The sequence below is a fragment of the Pseudomonas sp. LTR0 genome, assembly GCF_036630035.1.
GTDB classification, from domain to species: domain Bacteria; phylum Pseudomonadota; class Gammaproteobacteria; order Pseudomonadales; family Pseudomonadaceae; genus Aquipseudomonas; species Aquipseudomonas putida_Y.
This window is the reverse complement of sequence record NZ_CP123734.1, coordinates 978887-993917: the sequence shown is the minus strand read 5'-3', so window position 1 is coordinate 993917 and position 15031 is coordinate 978887. Positions and strand designations below refer to the sequence as shown.

Annotated in this window: 20 protein-coding genes; 10 read left to right on the top strand and 10 right to left on the bottom strand. The window is 61.0% G+C overall.

What is annotated here, in order from left to right:
- Position 1 precedes the first annotated feature (1 nt).
- The 9 genes from hisD to QCL51_RS04595 all read right to left on the bottom strand — a co-directional run bounded on the left by hisD (position 2) and on the right by QCL51_RS04595 (position 7042).
- The gene (gene hisD, locus QCL51_RS04635; RefSeq protein ID WP_021781862.1) at positions 2-1327 is read right to left on the bottom strand and encodes a histidinol dehydrogenase; all 1326 of its coding nucleotides are present in this window, start codon (positions 1325-1327) and stop codon (positions 2-4) included.
- A 294-nt stretch (positions 1328-1621) separates the two neighbouring features.
- Positions 1622-2257: an ATP phosphoribosyltransferase gene (gene hisG / locus QCL51_RS04630; RefSeq protein ID WP_021781861.1), complete on the bottom strand. Its 636-nt coding sequence runs from the start codon at positions 2255-2257 to the stop codon at positions 1622-1624.
- Between the two features lie 91 nt (positions 2258-2348).
- Positions 2349-3614 carry a UDP-N-acetylglucosamine 1-carboxyvinyltransferase gene (gene murA / locus QCL51_RS04625; RefSeq protein ID WP_003255119.1) on the bottom strand — a complete coding sequence of 422 codons (1266 nt, stop codon included), beginning with the start codon at positions 3612-3614 and terminating at the stop codon, positions 2349-2351.
- A gap of 23 nt (positions 3615-3637) precedes the next feature.
- Entirely contained in the window at positions 3638-3877 is a 240-nt protein-coding gene (locus QCL51_RS04620) for a BolA family protein (RefSeq protein WP_003255121.1), read from the bottom strand.
- Between the two features lie 117 nt (positions 3878-3994).
- The gene (locus QCL51_RS04615; protein WP_021781860.1) at positions 3995-4297 is read right to left on the bottom strand and encodes an STAS domain-containing protein; all 303 of its coding nucleotides are present in this window, start codon (positions 4295-4297) and stop codon (positions 3995-3997) included.
- A complete protein-coding gene (locus QCL51_RS04610; protein WP_021781859.1) occupies positions 4294-4941 on the bottom strand; it encodes an ABC transporter substrate-binding protein in 648 nt (215 codons plus the stop codon). Before QCL51_RS04610 ends, QCL51_RS04615 begins: the two co-directional genes overlap by 4 nt.
- 9 nt (positions 4942-4950) lie before the next feature.
- Positions 4951-5436, bottom strand: a complete 486-nt coding sequence (mlaD, locus tag QCL51_RS04605) for an outer membrane lipid asymmetry maintenance protein MlaD (RefSeq protein ID WP_003255124.1) — start codon at positions 5434-5436, stop codon at positions 4951-4953.
- Positions 5436-6233, bottom strand: a complete 798-nt coding sequence (gene mlaE, locus QCL51_RS04600; RefSeq protein ID WP_003255125.1) for a lipid asymmetry maintenance ABC transporter permease subunit MlaE — start codon at positions 6231-6233, stop codon at positions 5436-5438. The genes mlaD and mlaE overlap by 1 nt, the downstream gene beginning before the upstream one ends.
- Entirely contained in the window at positions 6233-7042 is an 810-nt protein-coding gene (locus QCL51_RS04595; protein WP_012270662.1) for an ATP-binding cassette domain-containing protein, read from the bottom strand. The genes mlaE and QCL51_RS04595 overlap by 1 nt, the downstream gene beginning before the upstream one ends.
- 247 nt (positions 7043-7289) lie before the next feature.
- On the opposite strand from QCL51_RS04595, the gene QCL51_RS04590 reads away from it, so the two are divergent.
- The 10 genes from QCL51_RS04590 to QCL51_RS04545 all read left to right on the top strand — a co-directional run bounded on the left by QCL51_RS04590 (position 7290) and on the right by QCL51_RS04545 (position 14302).
- Entirely contained in the window at positions 7290-8264 is a 975-nt protein-coding gene (locus tag QCL51_RS04590) for a KpsF/GutQ family sugar-phosphate isomerase (protein WP_021781858.1), read from the top strand.
- Between the two features lie 11 nt (positions 8265-8275).
- Positions 8276-8800 (top strand): HAD family hydrolase, encoded by a 525-nt coding sequence (locus QCL51_RS04585; RefSeq protein ID WP_021781857.1) that lies wholly within the window; start codon positions 8276-8278, stop codon positions 8798-8800.
- Between the two features lie 8 nt (positions 8801-8808).
- Positions 8809-9381: an LPS export ABC transporter periplasmic protein LptC gene (gene lptC / locus QCL51_RS04580; protein WP_021781856.1), complete on the top strand. Its 573-nt coding sequence runs from the start codon at positions 8809-8811 to the stop codon at positions 9379-9381.
- Entirely contained in the window at positions 9368-9892 is a 525-nt protein-coding gene (gene lptA, locus QCL51_RS04575) for a lipopolysaccharide transport periplasmic protein LptA (protein ID WP_021781855.1), read from the top strand. Before lptC ends, lptA begins: the two co-directional genes overlap by 14 nt.
- Entirely contained in the window at positions 9893-10618 is a 726-nt protein-coding gene (gene lptB / locus QCL51_RS04570; protein ID WP_003255132.1) for an LPS export ABC transporter ATP-binding protein, read from the top strand.
- A gap of 176 nt (positions 10619-10794) precedes the next feature.
- Positions 10795-12288 (top strand): RNA polymerase factor sigma-54, encoded by a 1494-nt coding sequence (locus QCL51_RS04565; RefSeq protein WP_028697418.1) that lies wholly within the window; start codon positions 10795-10797, stop codon positions 12286-12288.
- Between the two features lie 79 nt (positions 12289-12367).
- A complete protein-coding gene (gene raiA / locus QCL51_RS04560) occupies positions 12368-12676 on the top strand; it encodes a ribosome-associated translation inhibitor RaiA (protein ID WP_003255135.1) in 309 nt (102 codons plus the stop codon).
- 12 nt (positions 12677-12688) lie between these two features.
- The gene (gene ptsN / locus QCL51_RS04555; protein WP_003255137.1) at positions 12689-13153 is read left to right on the top strand and encodes a PTS IIA-like nitrogen regulatory protein PtsN; all 465 of its coding nucleotides are present in this window, start codon (positions 12689-12691) and stop codon (positions 13151-13153) included.
- Positions 13154-13155: 2 nt separating this feature from the next.
- On the top strand, positions 13156-14010 hold the full coding sequence (gene rapZ, locus QCL51_RS04550) for an RNase adapter RapZ (protein WP_021781853.1): 855 nt from the start codon (positions 13156-13158) through the stop codon (positions 14008-14010).
- A 19-nt stretch (positions 14011-14029) separates the two neighbouring features.
- Positions 14030-14302, top strand: coding sequence for an HPr family phosphocarrier protein (locus QCL51_RS04545; protein WP_010952144.1), 273 nt, complete (start codon positions 14030-14032; stop codon positions 14300-14302).
- 112 nt (positions 14303-14414) lie between these two features.
- Here QCL51_RS04545 and QCL51_RS04540 read toward each other — a convergent pair whose 3' ends face one another.
- The gene (locus QCL51_RS04540; RefSeq protein WP_338444613.1) at positions 14415-15026 is read right to left on the bottom strand and encodes a superoxide dismutase; all 612 of its coding nucleotides are present in this window, start codon (positions 15024-15026) and stop codon (positions 14415-14417) included.
- Between the last annotated feature and the right edge of the window lie 5 nt (positions 15027-15031).

Sequence of the window (15031 nt, the reverse complement as noted above, 5' to 3'; positions counted from 1 at the left end):
CTCAGTTCCCCTTGTCTTGGGTCAGGATACGGTATTCGGCACTACGGGCGTGGGCAGTGAGCGACTCGCCTCGGGCGAGGACCGAGGCAGTGTGACCCAGCTCGGACGCGCCCTGCTCGGAGCAGAAGATGATCGACGAACGCTTCTGGAAGTCATACACCCCCAGCGGTGACGAAAAACGCGCGGTACCTGAAGTGGGCAGCACGTGGTTAGGGCCAGCGCAGTAATCGCCCAGCGCTTCGCTGGTGTGGCGGCCCATGAAGATCGCGCCAGCGTGGCGAATGTGTGGCAGCCAGGCTTGCGGGTCGGCCACCGACAGCTCCAGGTGCTCCGGTGCGATGCGGTTGGCCACTTCCATGGCCTGCTGCATATCTCGCACCTGGATCAGCGCACCACGGCCGTTGATCGACTTTTCGATGATATCGGCACGCTCCATGGTTGGCATCAGCTTGTCGATGCTGGCAGCCACGCGATCGAGGAAGGCGGCATCCGGGCTGACCAGAATAGCCTGGGCGTCTTCGTCGTGCTCGGCCTGGGAGAACAGGTCCATGGCGATCCAGTCCGGGTCGGTCTGACCGTCGCACACCACGAGAATTTCCGAGGGGCCGGCGATCATGTCGATGCCTACCTGGCCGAACACGTGGCGTTTGGCGGTGGCAACGTAGATGTTGCCCGGGCCGACGATCTTGTCCACCTGCGGCACGCTTTCAGTGCCGTAGGCCAGCGCAGCCACGGCCTGGGCACCACCGACGGTGAACACCCGGTCGACACCGGCGATGCAGGCAGCCGCCAGCACCAGCTCGTTGACCTCACCCCGTGGGGTCGGTACCACCATCACCACTTCAGCCACGCCGGCAACCTTGGCCGGGATGGCGTTCATCAGCACCGACGACGGATACGACGCCTTGCCGCCCGGCACATACAGGCCAGCGCGGTCCAACGGGGTGACCTTCTGGCCGAGCACGGTGCCGTCGGCCTCGGTGTACTGCCAGGAATCCTGCTTCTGCCGCTCGTGATAGATGCGCACACGGTTGGCGGCCTTTTCCAGGGCTTCGCGCTGGACCGGAGTGATACGGGTCAGCGCCAGTTCCAGGCGCGCGCGATTGAGGATCAGGTCGTCAATCGACTTGGCGTCAACACCATCGAAGCGCTGGGTGAATTCCACCAGCGCCGCATCACCGCGTTCACGCACGGCCTTGATGATGTCGAGCACGCGCTGATTGACCGCGTCATCGGACACACTTTCCCAGCTCAGCAGATGATCCAGATGTCGGGCGAAATCCGGATCAGCAGCGTTGAGACGGGCAATTGCAGTGGACACGGTCATGGCGAGGGCCTCGTAATATTAGCGAATGCTCAGGCGCCCTAGGGGATTGTGCGAAAAGTGCCTGCGCGACGATCATGCTACGTTAAAAACAGGCTCGGAATGCTCATTTGCAACCAGCAAAGTCGGGCGCGACCCCGGCCGTTCCTCGCCTGTTTTCGTTCTTGCATGATCGCCGCTCGGCGACTTTTCGCACAATCCCAAGCTACCAGTCCATACGCGCGGGCACCCGAGAAAAATGGCTATGACGCGGATAGACGGGCGCGACAGCGAAGGCCGCGCGCAGCAGGTAGAGCGTTAGCCGCGGTGTCGCGATTCGACCGCTCCGCGCAGCGTCTCGATCAGGCTCTGGATGCGGGCGTGCTGCATTTTCATGGAGGCTTTGTTGACCACCAGGCGCGAGCTGATCGTGGCGATCAGTTCCTGGGGTTCCAGGCCGTTGGCACGCAGGGTGTTACCGGTGTCGACCACGTCGATGATCTTGTCGGCAAGGTTGATCAGCGGTGCCAGCTCCATCGAGCCATACAGCTTGATGATGTCGACCTGGCGACCTTGCTCCGCGTAGTAACGCTTGGCTACGTTGACGAACTTGGTGGCCACGCGCAGGCGCCCCTTGGGCTCGGCTGCGCCGACTACGCCCGCGGTCATCAGCTTGCATTGGGCAATCTGCAGGTCCAGGGGCTCATACAGACCCTGGCCGCCGTACTCCATCAACACGTCCTTGCCGGCCACACCCAGGTCGGCAGCACCATGCTCGACGTAGGTCGGCACGTCGGTGGCACGCACGATCAGCAGACGCACGTCGTCCTGCGTGGTGGGGATGATCAGCTTGCGGCTCTTGTCCGGGTTTTCGGTCGGCACGATGCCGGCCTCGGCCAGCAACGGCAAGGTATCGTCGAGAATACGGCCTTTGGAAAGCGCGATGGTCAACATTGGAACGTCGGTCCTTAAGCGGCTGCTGCCGGCCAGGTCATCGACCTGGCCGCATTCAATTCAAAAGGTGCGTCCTTGCACCCGCGGGGTACTAGCCCGGTACGCGGCGGATTTTCGCGCCGAGCATCTGCAGTTTTTCCTCGATGCACTCGTAACCACGGTCAATGTGGTAGATGCGATCGATCAGGGTATCGCCTTCGGCAACCAGCGCCGACAGCACCAGGCTGGCCGAAGCACGCAGGTCGGTGGCCATGACCGGGGCACCCTTCAGCGCCTTGACGCCAGTGACGATAGCGGTGTTGCCTTCGACCTGGATCTGAGCGCCCATGCGGTGCATTTCGTAAACGTGCATGAAGCGGTTTTCGAAGATGGTCTCGATCACCGCGCCAGTGCCTTCGGCAATGGCATTCAGCGAGATGAACTGCGCCTGCATGTCGGTCGGGAACGCCGGGTACGGGGCGGTACGCAGGTTGACGGCTTTCGGCCGCTTGCCATGCATGTCCAGTTCGATCCAGTCTTCGCCGGTATTGATGTCGGCACCCGCTTCCTTGAGTTTTTCCAGTACGGCCTCAAGGATGGTGGGGTCGGTGTCCTTGACCTTGACGCGGCCACCGGTCACGGCAGCGGCGACCAGGTAGGTACCGGTCTCGATGCGGTCCGGCATCACGCGGTAGTTGGCCGAATCCAGTCGTTCGACACCATCGATGGTGATGGTATCGGTACCTGCGCCCTGAATGTTCCCGCCCATGGCGTTGATGAAGTTGGCCAGGTCGACCACTTCAGGCTCACGCGCGGCGTTCTGCAACACGCTGCGGCCCTTGGCCAAGGCAGCGGCCATCATGATGTTCTCGGTACCGGTCACGCTGACGGTGTCGAAGAAGAAGTGCGCGCCACGCAGGCCGCCTTCAGGCGCCTTGGCCTTGATGTAGCCGCCTTCCACTTCGATCTTCGCCCCCATGGCCTCAAGGCCACGGATGTGCAGATCGACCGGGCGCGAGCCAATGGCGCAACCGCCAGGCAAAGCCACTTCGGCTTCGCCGAAACGGGCAACCATCGGGCCCAGCACCAGGATCGAAGCGCGCATGGTCTTGACCAGCTCATACGGCGCGACCAGGGTCTTGATGGTGCGTGGATCGATTTCCACCGACAGCTTTTCGTCGATTACAGGCTCGATGCCCATGCGCCCGAACAGCTCGATCATGGTGGTGATGTCGTGCAGGTGCGGCAGGTTGCCCACGGTGACCGGGCCATCGGCCAGCAGGGTCGCTGCCAGAATCGGCAGGGCTGCGTTTTTCGCGCCCGAAATGCGGATCTCGCCGTCAAGGCGAGCGCCGCCAGTAATAATCAGTTTGTCCATTGGAGTCTCGCCGCCAAGTTGGCTCAGGTGCGCTCAGCCCAGGCTGCGCTGCTGAAAAATTTCATGGTTACCGCATGGATGCTGCCATTGGCGATCCACGGATTCAGGTGAGCATAGATCGCCTGCTGGCGTTTGACCGGACTCAGGCCAGCCAACTCGTCGCTGATCACGTTCAACTGGAAGTTGCAGCCTTCGCCTTCAACTTCGACCCGGGAACCCGGCAATTTCTCTTCAAGGAAGCTCTTAACTTCTACGGCCTGCATGCTCAACCTCAATCGGCGCCCGATGCGCACGGGTCGGCCATCATACAAAAAAGCCCCTCGCCTGCGAAGCCCAACGAAGGCTTCGCTGACCGAGGGGCCATCATCCGTGCCTGGCCACTAGCTTGCCAGCACTTCATCGAGATCATAGACCTCGGCAATTTCCCGCATGTCGTCGGGCATGCTACGCACCTCGCACGCCTTGCCGGTGGCCTGAGCATCACGAATGTACGCAAGCAACAGCGACAGGCCGACACTCGACGACTTCTCGACAGCCGAGCAATCAAGCACCAGTCGCGGCTCCCGCGAGCCATCGATCAGCACCTTGCCCTGCTTGCGCAAGGCCGGGCCGCTGCGGTAATCCAGCACGCCAGCCAGACGCAGCACGCCCGGCTCGGCCATGCTTACAGCAGCCTCGCTCATTTGACGCTCTTCTCTGGCGAGTTGTCAGCAGTCTGCTTGGCCTTGGCCACTTCGCCGGCCCAGCCGTCGATGGTCTTGTCCAGGTCGTTGCCGTTGCGCTGCATGGCATCGGCGAACTGGTCACGGAACAGCTTGCCGATGTTGATGCCGTTGACGATCACGTTACGCACCTTCCACTCGCCACCAATGTTCTCCAAGGTGTACTGCACGGGGTACACGGCACCGTTGTTGCCGGTGACCTTCATGCCGACGCTGGCGCGCTTGCCGTCATCGGCCTTAGCCGGGTCGACGGTGATGCCCTGGTTGTTGTACTCAAGCAAGGCATTGCCATAGAACTGCATCAGGCTGCGCTTGAAGTTCTCCTGGAAGCGCTGCATCTGCTCCGGGGTCGCCTTGCGCGAGTACTTCACGGTCATGATGCTGCGCGAGATACCGTCAGCATCCACCACCGGGCCAAGAATGCGGTTGAGCGAGTCATAGAAGGCGTTGGGGTTGGACTTGTACTGCTCCTTGTTGGCCTTGAGGTCGCCGAGCAGTTCATTGGTGGTGCCCTGAACCACTTCGTGCGGTGTCTGCGCAGCCAGGGCCAGCAGGGGGAAGGCCGCCAGTAGCACTAGCAGGCCACGTCGCAGGATCGAAATCATGGATACTCCTTAATTAGCCGGTTGCGCTTCTTTCGGTTCCTTGCCAACAGAGTTGAGCAGGAACTTGCCAATCAGATCCTCCAGCACCAGTGCCGACTGAGTGTCATGGATGGTTGAACCATCCTTGAGGACATCGTCTTCACCGCCCACGCTGATGCCGATGTACTTCTCACCAAGCAAACCGGCGGTCAGGATCGAGGCAGTGGAGTCGGTCGGCAGGTTATCGACCGACTTGTCCAGCTGCAACGTCACCCGACCGGTGTAGGAATCACGGTCCAGATCGATGGCGGTGACCTTGCCGATGGTCACACCGGCCATGGTCACTTTAGCTCTGACCGTCAAACCGGCGATATTGTCGAAGTACGCATAAACTTTATAGGTATCAGTGGTCGGGCTGGCCGACAGCCCGCTGACACGCAGGGCCAGCAGCAGCAGCGCCAGGATCCCGGCCAGGAGGAACAGGCCGACACCGATTTCCAGGGTGCGGTTTTGCATCAGAAATCTCCAAACATCAAGGCGGTCAGAATAAAGTCCAGACCCAGCACTGCCAACGAGGCATAGACCACGGTCTTGGTGGTTGCACGACTGATCCCTTCTGAAGTGGGCTCACAGTCGTACCCCTGGAATACGGCGATCCAGGTCGAGACGAAAGCAAATACCAGGCTCTTGACCAGCCCGTTGAGCACGTCGTCAGTGAACGAAACACTGTTCTGCATGTTGGCCCAGAACGAACCCTCGTAGACGCCCAGCCAGTCCACCGCCACCCACGAGCCACCCCAGATACCGACCACGCTGAAGATCAGCGCCAGCAGCGGCAGCGAGATGAAACCTGCCCACAGGCGTGGAGCAACGATGTACTTGAGCGGATCGACACCGATCATTTCCAGGCTCGACAACTGCTCGGTGGACTTCATGTTGCCGATTTCGGCGGTCAGCGCGGATCCGGCACGACCGGCAAACAGCAACGCCGTTACCACCGGGCCAAGTTCACGCAGCAGGGTCAGGGCGACCATTTGCCCTACCGCCTGCTCCGAGCCGTACTTGGTCAGAATGCTGTAACCCTGCAGCGCCAGCACCATGCCGATGAACACCCCGGACACGACGACGATCGCCAGTGACAGCACGCCCACCGAGTACAACTGCTTGGTCAGCAGCTGGAAGCCGCCACCAATGCCGCCGCGACCGACCAGCGCATGGAACAGGAACAGGCACGAACGCCCGAGCACGGCCAGCACGTCGATTGCCGACCGGCCCAGCAGGCGGACACGTTCGAGTAAGGATTTTCTGCGCATCAACGCGCCCCCAGCAGGTCGGCGCGGTAATCAGGCGCGGGAAAGTGGAAGGGAACCGGGCCATCCGGGTCGCCTTTCATGAATTGGCGGATCCGTGGATTGTCCGAGCCCATCAGCTCATCAGGCGTCCCCTGGCCCAGCACCTGGCCGTCACCTACCACGTAGATGTAATCGGCGATGCTGGCGGTTTCTGCCAGGTCATGGGAAACCACGATGCTGGTGATGCCCAGGGCATCGTTGAGCAGGCGAATCAGGCGCACCAGTACCCCCATGGCGATCGGGTCCTGGCCGACGAACGGTTCGTCGTACATGAGGATCTGCGGGTCCAGGGCAATCGCCCGGGCCAGCGCCACGCGGCGCTTCATGCCACCGGACAGCTCATCGGGCATCAGGTCGATGGCACCGCGCAGCCCCACGGCCTGCAGCTTCATCAGCACGATGTCACGGATCATTTCGTCCGACAGCTGAGTATGCACGCGCAGCGGGAACGCGACGTTCTCGAACACATCGAGGTCGGTGAACAACGCGCCGCTCTGGAACAGCACGCCCATCTGCTTGCGGGCGTCGAACAGGTCGCTGCGCGACAGCGTCGGCAGGTTCTGGCCGGCCACCCATACTTCACCGCTGGAGGGACGCAGTTGCGCCCCCATCAGGCGGAGCAACGTGGTCTTGCCGCAACCCGATGGTCCCATGATGCCGGTGACCTTGCCGCGCGGGATGCGGATGTCGACGTTGCTGAAAATGCTGCGCGAACCACGTTTGAAGGTTACACCCTTCAACTCGACCGCGTAGGCGCTATCCACACTCATCTAGACTCCTTGCTAATGCAGCCTCGTCCTAGTGGACGCCGGCCTCCATCTGGAAGGCACACACATCCCGGCAGGCCGAATAGCGGCGAACTATAGCACCGCTGACAGCGCCGCCCCAAGGCCGGGCAAGCAGTCGTTCAGCACCGGGACAGGCTTTGGTGGTATTCGCTACAGCAATCGAGGAGGTGAGGGTTTTCATCATTGCGCGTATAATCGTCGCCTTTTCCTCAGGCATTGCTTTTTCGACATGAGCCAATCCAGCGAGCTGATCCAATCCGCCCAACGCACCCTGCGCCTGGAACTCGAGGCCGTAGAGGCCCTTTTGGCGCGCATCGACGACAATTTCGTCAAAGCCTGCGAACTGATTCTGACCAGCAAGGGCCGGGTCGTCGTGGTCGGCATGGGCAAGTCCGGGCACATCGGCAACAAGATCGCCGCCACCTTGGCCAGCACCGGTACGCCAGCGTTTTTCGTCCACCCGGCCGAGGCCAGCCATGGCGACATGGGCATGATCACGCGCGATGATGTCATCCTTGCCTTGTCCAATTCCGGCAGCACAGCCGAAATCGTCACCCTGCTGCCATTGATCAAACGCCTGGGCATCAAGCTGGTCAGCCTGACCGGCAACCCGGACTCGCCCCTGGCCCAGGCCGCCGAGGTCAACCTCGACGCCCGCGTCGAGCAAGAGGCCTGCCCGCTGAACCTCGCCCCTACCTCCTCTACCACGGCATCGCTGGTGCTGGGTGACTGCCTGGCCATCGCCCTGCTCGAGGCCCGCGGCTTCACCGCTGAAGACTTTGCCTTCTCGCACCCGGGTGGTGCACTGGGCCGCCGCCTTTTGCTCAAGGTCGAGAACGTGATGCACAGCGGCAACGAGTTGCCCCAGGTTGCCCGCGGCACCCTGCTCAAAGAGGCACTGCTCGAAATGTCCCGTAAGGGCCTGGGCATGACCGTGATCGTCGAAGCCGACGGCACGCTGGCCGGGGTATTCACAGACGGCGACCTGCGCCGCAGCCTGGACCGCAACATCGACATACACACCACTCTGATCGACCAGGTGATGACCGTGCACGGAAAAACGGCCCGCGCCGAAATGCTCGCTGCCGAAGCCCTGAAGATCATGGAAGACCACAAGATCGGCGCGCTGGTGGTGGTAGACCGCGAGGGCCGCCCGACCGGCGCCCTGAACATGCACGACCTGCTGCGCGCCGGTGTAATGTAAGGAGCGATGGAATGAATCAGGACCTCATGCAACGGGGCAAAGCCGTCAAGCTGGCAGTGTTCGATGTGGATGGCGTGCTCACCGACGGGCGCCTGTACTTCCTCGAAGACGGCAGTGAGTTCAAGACGTTCAACACCCTCGACGGCCAGGGCATCAAGATGCTCATGGCCTCGGGCGTGACCACCGCGATCATCAGCGGGCGCAAAACCCCTGTAGTCGAGCGCCGGGCGAAGAACCTCGGCATCCCGCACCTGTACCAGGGCCGCGAGGACAAAGTGGTCGTGCTTGACGGCCTGCTTGCGGAGCTGGGCCTGAGCTATGATCAAGTAGCCTACCTGGGCGATGACCTGCCCGACCTGCCGGTCATTCGCCGGGTGGCATTGGGCATGGCCGTGGCCAACGCCGCACCGTTTGTTCGCCAGCACGCCCACGGCGTGACTCAGGCACGCGGTGGCGAAGGCGCAGCCCGTGAATTCTGCGAACTGATCATGCAGGCCCAGGGCACCCTGGACGCTGCCAACGCCAATTACCTGTAAGGCTGCCCATGTTCAGCAAGAAAGCCCGCACTATTGCGCTGCTAGCAGTGATTACCGCCCTGCTGGCGGCGGTCGGCTACTGGAATGTCAGCCCGGAAAGCTTCCTCGACAAGCCGGTGGCCAAGGTAGACGAAAGCGCCATCGACTACTATGCGATCAACGCCCACAGTGTGCAGTTCCTGCCTGACGGCAAGCTGCAGTACGAAATGACCGCCGACAAGGTCGAGCATCTCAAGGCCAGCGAAATCACGTTGCTGACTACGCCGGATCTGCACATGTACCGCGGCACCGAATACCCGTGGCACGTGCAGAGCACCCGTGCCGAGGTCAATCCGGACGGCACCGAGGTCGAACTGATCGACAACGTACGGATTGCGCGCACCGACGAAAAGCAGCGTGAAACCATCATTACCAGTTCACGCATGACCGTGTTCCCGCAGAAGCAATATGCGCAGACCGAGCAAGCCGTTAGAATCGACGGCGCCGGTGGCACAACTACGGGCAAAGGAATGAAAGCGTATTTGAAAGAAAGCAGGATGGACCTGCTCTCTAACGTAAGAGGACAGTATGAGGCTCGTTAAAACTCTCCCCCTTTTGCTCAGCCTGAGCGCAGCACTGGGAAGCGCGAGCGCCTTCGCACTGCCGAATGACCGTGATCAGCCGATCCGCATCCAGGCCGACCAGGCTCACCTGGATGACAAGCAAGGCGTGGCCACCTATACCGGTGACGTGATCATCACCCAAGGTTCGATGATGATCAAAGGCAACACCGTGACCATCACCCGCTCCGCCTCCGGCGACATCGATGTGGTGACCTCGGTGGGCAACCTGGCCTACTTCGAGCAGCAGCAGAGCGCAGCCAAGCCGGACAAGATGAAAGGCTGGGGCGTGACCATCCAGTACCAGGCGCAGAAGGACCTGGTAATTCTCACCGACCGCGCCAAGGTCGAGAACGAAGGCAACACCACCGAAGGCGAAAAGATCGTCTACAACACCCAGACCCAGGTGGCGACCGCCGGTCGCGGTAGCAACGTGACAACACCACGTCAGCGTATCGACATGGTGATCCAGCCCAAGAAGAAGGCCGAGTAAATGGCAACCCTCAAAGCCCAGCACCTGGCAAAGAGCTACAAGGGGCGGCAGGTAGTACGTGATGTCAGCCTGTCGATCGACAGCGGCCAGATCGTCGGCCTGCTCGGCCCCAACGGCGCCGGCAAGACCACTTGCTTCTACATGATTGTCGGGCTGGTCCAGGCCGAACAGGGCCGAGTACTGATCGACAACCTCGATGTGAGCCACCAGCCCATGCACGGCCGCGCCCGCGCCGGCATCGGCTACCTGCCGCAGGAGGCCTCGATCTTCCGCAAGCTGTCGGTAGCCGACAACATCATGGCCATCCTCGAGACCCGCAAGGATCTCGACCGGGACGGCCGCCGCAAAGAGCTGGAAAGCCTGCTGCAGGAGTTCCACATCAGCCACATCCGCGACAACCTCGGCATGAGCCTGTCCGGTGGCGAACGCCGCCGCGTCGAGATTGCCCGCGCCCTGGCGACAGCGCCCAAGTTCATCCTGCTGGACGAACCGTTCGCCGGTGTCGACCCGATTTCGGTTGGCGACATCAAGCAGATCATCCACCACCTCAAGGCCAAGGGTATCGGTGTACTGATTACCGACCACAACGTGCGTGAAACGCTGGATATCTGCGAAACCGCTTACATCGTCAACGATGGCCGACTGATCGCTGAAGGCGACGCAGAAACCATCCTGGCAAACGATCTGGTCAAAGAAGTTTACCTGGGCCATGAGTTCCGCCTCTGACCCGGCAAGCGCCTGAAGTACTGGCTAACAGCCGTGAGACTGCGGGTAAAGTTTGTTACGGTACTCTAGGCAAACGCTACAATTTAAGGCATAAAACTTGCTTGATCTGGCGCTCCGGCGCCCTCGTGTAGTGGATGGCGCATGCGCGCCGGCGAACAAGGTATTAAGCCCCTGCCATGAAACCATCGCTCGTCCTAAAAATGGGCCAGCAACTGACGATGACTCCTCAGTTGCAACAGGCCATCCGCCTGCTCCAGCTCTCTACCCTGGACCTCCAACAGGAAATCCAGGAAGCGCTGGAGTCGAACCCGATGCTCGAACGTCAGGAAGACGGCGAAGACTTCGACAACAGCGACCCGATGGCCGACAACGCCGAGAACAAGCCGGCCGCCGAAGTTCAGGACAACAGCTTCCAGGAAAGCGCCGTCAGCGCCGACAACCTGGAAGACGGTGAGTGGAGCGAGCGCATCCCCAACGAGCTCCCGGTCGATACCGCCTGGGAAGACATCTACCAGACCAGCGCCAGCAGCCTGCCGAGCAACGATGACGACGAGTGGGACTTCACCACACGCACATCGGCCGGCGAGAGCCTGCAAAGCCACCTGCTGTGGCAGTTGAACCTGGCGCCGATGTCCGACACCGACCGCTTGATTGCCGTCACCCTGATCGACAGCATCAACGGGCAGGGCTACCTGGAAGACACCCTCGAAGAAATCTGCGCCGGTTTCGACCCGGAGCTGGATATCGAGCTGGACGAGGTCGAAGCAGTACTGCACCGCATCCAGCAGTTCGAGCCGGCTGGCGTCGGTGCTCGCAATCTCGGCGAATGCCTGTTGCTGCAACTGCGCCAACTGCCCGCTACAACCCCGTGGATGACCGAAGCCAAGCGTCTGGTCACCGATTTCATCGACCTGCTCGGCAGCCGTGACTACAGCCAGCTGATGCGGCGGATGAAAATCAAGGAAGACGAGCTGCGCCAGGTCATCGAACTGGTGCAAAGCCTTAACCCGCGCCCTGGTTCGCAGATCGAGTCCAGCGAGCCCGAGTACGTGGTGCCCGACGTCATCGTGCGCAAGGACAGCGACCGTTGGCTGGTAGAGCTGAACCAGGAAGCCATCCCACGCCTGCGCGTCAACCCGCAGTACGCCGGCTTCGTGCGACGTGCCGACACCAGCGCCGACAACACCTTCATGCGCAACCAGCTACAGGAAGCGCGCTGGTTCATCAAGAGCCTGCAAAGCCGTAACGAAACCCTGATGAAGGTGGCCACGCAGATCGTCGAGCACCAGCGCGGCTTCCTCGACCACGGCGACGAAGCGATGAAGCCGTTGGTACTGCATGACATTGCCGAAGCAGTAGGCATGCACGAATCGACCATCTCGCGGGTTACCACGCAGAAATACATGCACACCCCGCGCGGTATCTACGAACTGAAATACTTTTTCTCCAGCCATGTCAGCACCTCCGAAGGCGGAGAATGCTCGTCCACGGCGATCCGCGCGATCATCAAGAAACTGGTTGCGGCGGAAAATCAGAAAAAGCCATTGAGTGACAGCAAGATCGCTGGTTTACTGGAGGCACAAGGCATCCAGGTAGCCCGTCGCACCGTCGCCAAGTACCGCGAGTCCCTCGGCATCGCACCGTCGAGCGAACGCAAGCGACTGATGTAGCCCCTGAGATGAGCCACAGCGTTTTCGTGGCAGGTGCAAGACCTGCCTCTTTATGCACGGGCAACAAAGGAGAAGCTGTATGCAAGTCAATATCAGTGGACAGCATGTAGAAGTCACCCAGCCACTGCGCGATTACGTGCTTGAAAAGCTCGCCCGCGTAGAGAGTCACTTCGACAAGATCACCAACGTGCAGGTAATCATGAAAGTCGAGAAGCTTCAGCAGAAGGTCGAGGCGACCCTGCAGATTCCCGGCGGCGAAGTGGTAGCCAACGCCGAACACGAAGACATGTATGCAGCGATCGATGCCTTGGCCGACAAGCTCGACCGCCAACTGAAAAAACACAAGGAAAAACAGCAAAGCCTGCTGCAAGGTGCAGCTGCCCGCTGATCCCCCTCATCCATGATCCGACTTGAAACCATCCTGACCCCCGGCCGTTCCCTCGTGAACGTGCCGGGCGGCAGCAAGAAGCGCGCCCTGGAAAAGGTCGCCACTGTCATCGCCGACCAAGTGCCAGAACTGGAGATGCAGGACGTCTTCGAAAAACTGGTAGCCCGGGAAAAGCTCGGCTCTACCGGATTCGGCAATGGCATCGCCATCCCGCACTGCCGCCTTGAAGGATGCTCAGCTCCAGTCAGCGCTCTGCTGCACCTGGAAGCCCCTATTGATTACGACGCCATCGATGGCGCGCCAGTGGACCTGCTGTTTGTGCTGCTGGTGCCCGAAGCGGCCACCGATGCCCATCTTGAGCTATTGCGTCAGATCGCCAGCATGCTCGATCGCAAGGAGGTTCGTGATCGGCTGCGCGCGGCCACCAGCAATGAGGCTCTGTTCCAGGTTGTCCTGGACGTACAGAACGAGCACTGAACATGCGCCTGATCATCGTCAGCGGCCGGTCCGGCTCCGGCAAGAGCACCGCCCTCGATGTCCTGGAAGACAGCGGTTTTTATTGCATCGACAATCTGCCCGCTGGGCTGCTGCCGCAGTTGGCGGAAAATGCACTGATCAACACCGATTTGCTGCAGCCCAAGGTGGCGGTGTCAATCGATGCGCGCAACCTGCCCAGCCACCTGATACGCTTCCCTGAACTGCTTGAAGAAGCCCGCGCCCGGCACATCCAGTGCGACGTGTTGTACCTGGATGCCGATGAAGAGGTCCTTCTCAAACGTTTCTCGGAAACCCGCCGGCGACACCCTCTGACCAACGCCAACCGCTCGCTCGCGGAAGCGATTCGCGTGGAAAGCGAGTTGTTGGGACCCATTGCCGACCTGGCCGACCTGAAGATCGACACCACCAACCTGAACCTGTACCAGTTGCGTGACTCGATCAAGCTGCGCCTGCTCAACCAGCCCGAGCCTGGCACAGCGTTTCTGGTCGAGTCGTTCGGTTTCAAGCGGGGAATGCCGGTTGACGCCGACCTGGTTTTTGACGTGCGCTGCCTGCCCAACCCCTACTGGAAGCCAGAACTGCGTGAGCACTCGGGCCTCGATCAACCCGTGATCGACTACCTGGCTGCACAAGCGGATGTCGAAGACATGTACAACGACATCTCCAGCTACCTGCTCAAATGGTTGCCCCGCTTCGCTGCCAGCAACCGCGCCTACGTAACCATCGCCATCGGCTGCACTGGCGGCCATCACCGTTCGGTGTACATCACCGAGCGCCTTGGTCGACAGCTGCAGCAAACCCTGAAAAACGTCCAGGTCCGCCATCGCGACCTCTAGCCCAAGGATCCGCCCCACGATGCCCGCCCGCGAAATCACCATCATCAACAAGCTGGGTCTGCATGCCCGGGCGGCAGCCAAGTTCGTCGGGGTGGCCGGCCGCTTCCCCTGCCAGGTACGGGTTGGCCGCGCCCCGGACAAGCTGGTGGATGGCAAGAGCATCATGGCGGTGATGATGCTGGCAGCAGGCAAAGGCACCCAGGTGCACCTGCATACCGAGGGCGAGCAGGACAGCGACGCCATGGACGCACTGGTCGAGCTGATCAACAACTTCTTTGACGAAGGCGAATAGACCTCGCACACCTGCGCTTGCACAATGTCAGGACATCGCGGTATCCATCACCATCATCAGACAGAAGCCTGTACACAGCCTAAAGCTCGCCAAGAGCGCATACCGCTCCGACTCACTTCAGGGCTTCGAGGTAGCGACGCTCGACTTCCACCCAGTCAATGACGTTGTAGAAGGCACCGATGTATTCCGGGCGACGATTCTGGTACTTGAGGTAGTACGCGTGCTCCCACACGTCCAGGCCCAGGATCGGCACATTGCCGTGCATCAGCGGGCTGTCCTGGTTGCCGCTGCTCTCCACCACCAACATTTTTTGCGGCGTTACGCTGAGCCAGGCCCAACCGCTGCCGAAGCGGGTCAACGCGGCTTTGGTGAAAGCCTCCTTGAAAGCCTCGAAACCGCCAAGTTGAGCAGTGACAGCTTGCGCCACCTGACCCACGGGCTCGCCACCGCCCTGAGGTGACATGACAGTCCAGAACAGGCCGTGGTTGGCGTGCCCGCCGCCGTGGTTGGTCACAGCGCCACGCAGGTCTTCCGGCAGTTGCTTGACGGCAGCGATCAGTTTTTCCACCGGCCATTCGGCCCACTTGGTACCTTCAACGGCGGCATTGAGCCCGTTGACATAAGTCTGGTGATGCTTGGTGTGGTGGATTTCCATTGTCTGGGCATCAATGTGTGGCTCCAGCGCGTCGTAGGCGTATGGCAATGCAGGCAAGGTATGGTGCATGTCAG

Bases quoted from the DNA above. Each gene is read 5' to 3' on its own strand.
- QCL51_RS04545 (WP_010952144.1), top strand. From the start codon at position 14,030: ATGCCCGCCCGCGAAATCACCATCATCAACAAGCTGGGTCTGCATGCC.
- QCL51_RS04620 (WP_003255121.1), bottom strand. From the start codon at position 3,877: ATGCAGGCCGTAGAAGTTAAGAGCTTCCTTGAAGAGAAATTGCCGGGT.
- rapZ (WP_021781853.1), top strand. From the start codon at position 13,156: ATGCGCCTGATCATCGTCAGCGGCCGGTCCGGCTCCGGCAAGAGCACC.
- QCL51_RS04540 (WP_338444613.1), bottom strand. From the start codon at position 15,026: ATGCACCATACCTTGCCTGCATTGCCATACGCCTACGACGCGCTGGAG.
- ptsN (WP_003255137.1), top strand. From the start codon at position 12,689: ATGATCCGACTTGAAACCATCCTGACCCCCGGCCGTTCCCTCGTGAAC.
- raiA (WP_003255135.1), top strand. From the start codon at position 12,368: ATGCAAGTCAATATCAGTGGACAGCATGTAGAAGTCACCCAGCCACTG.
- QCL51_RS04585 (WP_021781857.1), top strand. From the start codon at position 8,276: ATGAATCAGGACCTCATGCAACGGGGCAAAGCCGTCAAGCTGGCAGTG.
- QCL51_RS04615 (WP_021781860.1), bottom strand. From the start codon at position 4,297: ATGAGCGAGGCTGCTGTAAGCATGGCCGAGCCGGGCGTGCTGCGTCTG.
- murA (WP_003255119.1), bottom strand. From the start codon at position 3,614: ATGGACAAACTGATTATTACTGGCGGCGCTCGCCTTGACGGCGAGATC.
- lptC (WP_021781856.1), top strand. From the start codon at position 8,809: ATGTTCAGCAAGAAAGCCCGCACTATTGCGCTGCTAGCAGTGATTACC.
- hisG (WP_021781861.1), bottom strand. From the start codon at position 2,257: ATGTTGACCATCGCGCTTTCCAAAGGCCGTATTCTCGACGATACCTTG.
- QCL51_RS04595 (WP_012270662.1), bottom strand. From the start codon at position 7,042: ATGAGTGTGGATAGCGCCTACGCGGTCGAGTTGAAGGGTGTAACCTTC.
- hisD (WP_021781862.1), bottom strand. From the start codon at position 1,327: ATGACCGTGTCCACTGCAATTGCCCGTCTCAACGCTGCTGATCCGGAT.
- lptB (WP_003255132.1), top strand. From the start codon at position 9,893: ATGGCAACCCTCAAAGCCCAGCACCTGGCAAAGAGCTACAAGGGGCGG.
- lptA (WP_021781855.1), top strand. From the start codon at position 9,368: ATGAGGCTCGTTAAAACTCTCCCCCTTTTGCTCAGCCTGAGCGCAGCA.
- mlaE (WP_003255125.1), bottom strand. From the start codon at position 6,233: ATGCGCAGAAAATCCTTACTCGAACGTGTCCGCCTGCTGGGCCGGTCG.
- mlaD (WP_003255124.1), bottom strand. From the start codon at position 5,436: ATGCAAAACCGCACCCTGGAAATCGGTGTCGGCCTGTTCCTCCTGGCC.
- QCL51_RS04610 (WP_021781859.1), bottom strand. From the start codon at position 4,941: ATGATTTCGATCCTGCGACGTGGCCTGCTAGTGCTACTGGCGGCCTTC.
- QCL51_RS04565 (WP_028697418.1), top strand. From the start codon at position 10,795: ATGAAACCATCGCTCGTCCTAAAAATGGGCCAGCAACTGACGATGACT.
- QCL51_RS04590 (WP_021781858.1), top strand. From the start codon at position 7,290: ATGAGCCAATCCAGCGAGCTGATCCAATCCGCCCAACGCACCCTGCGC.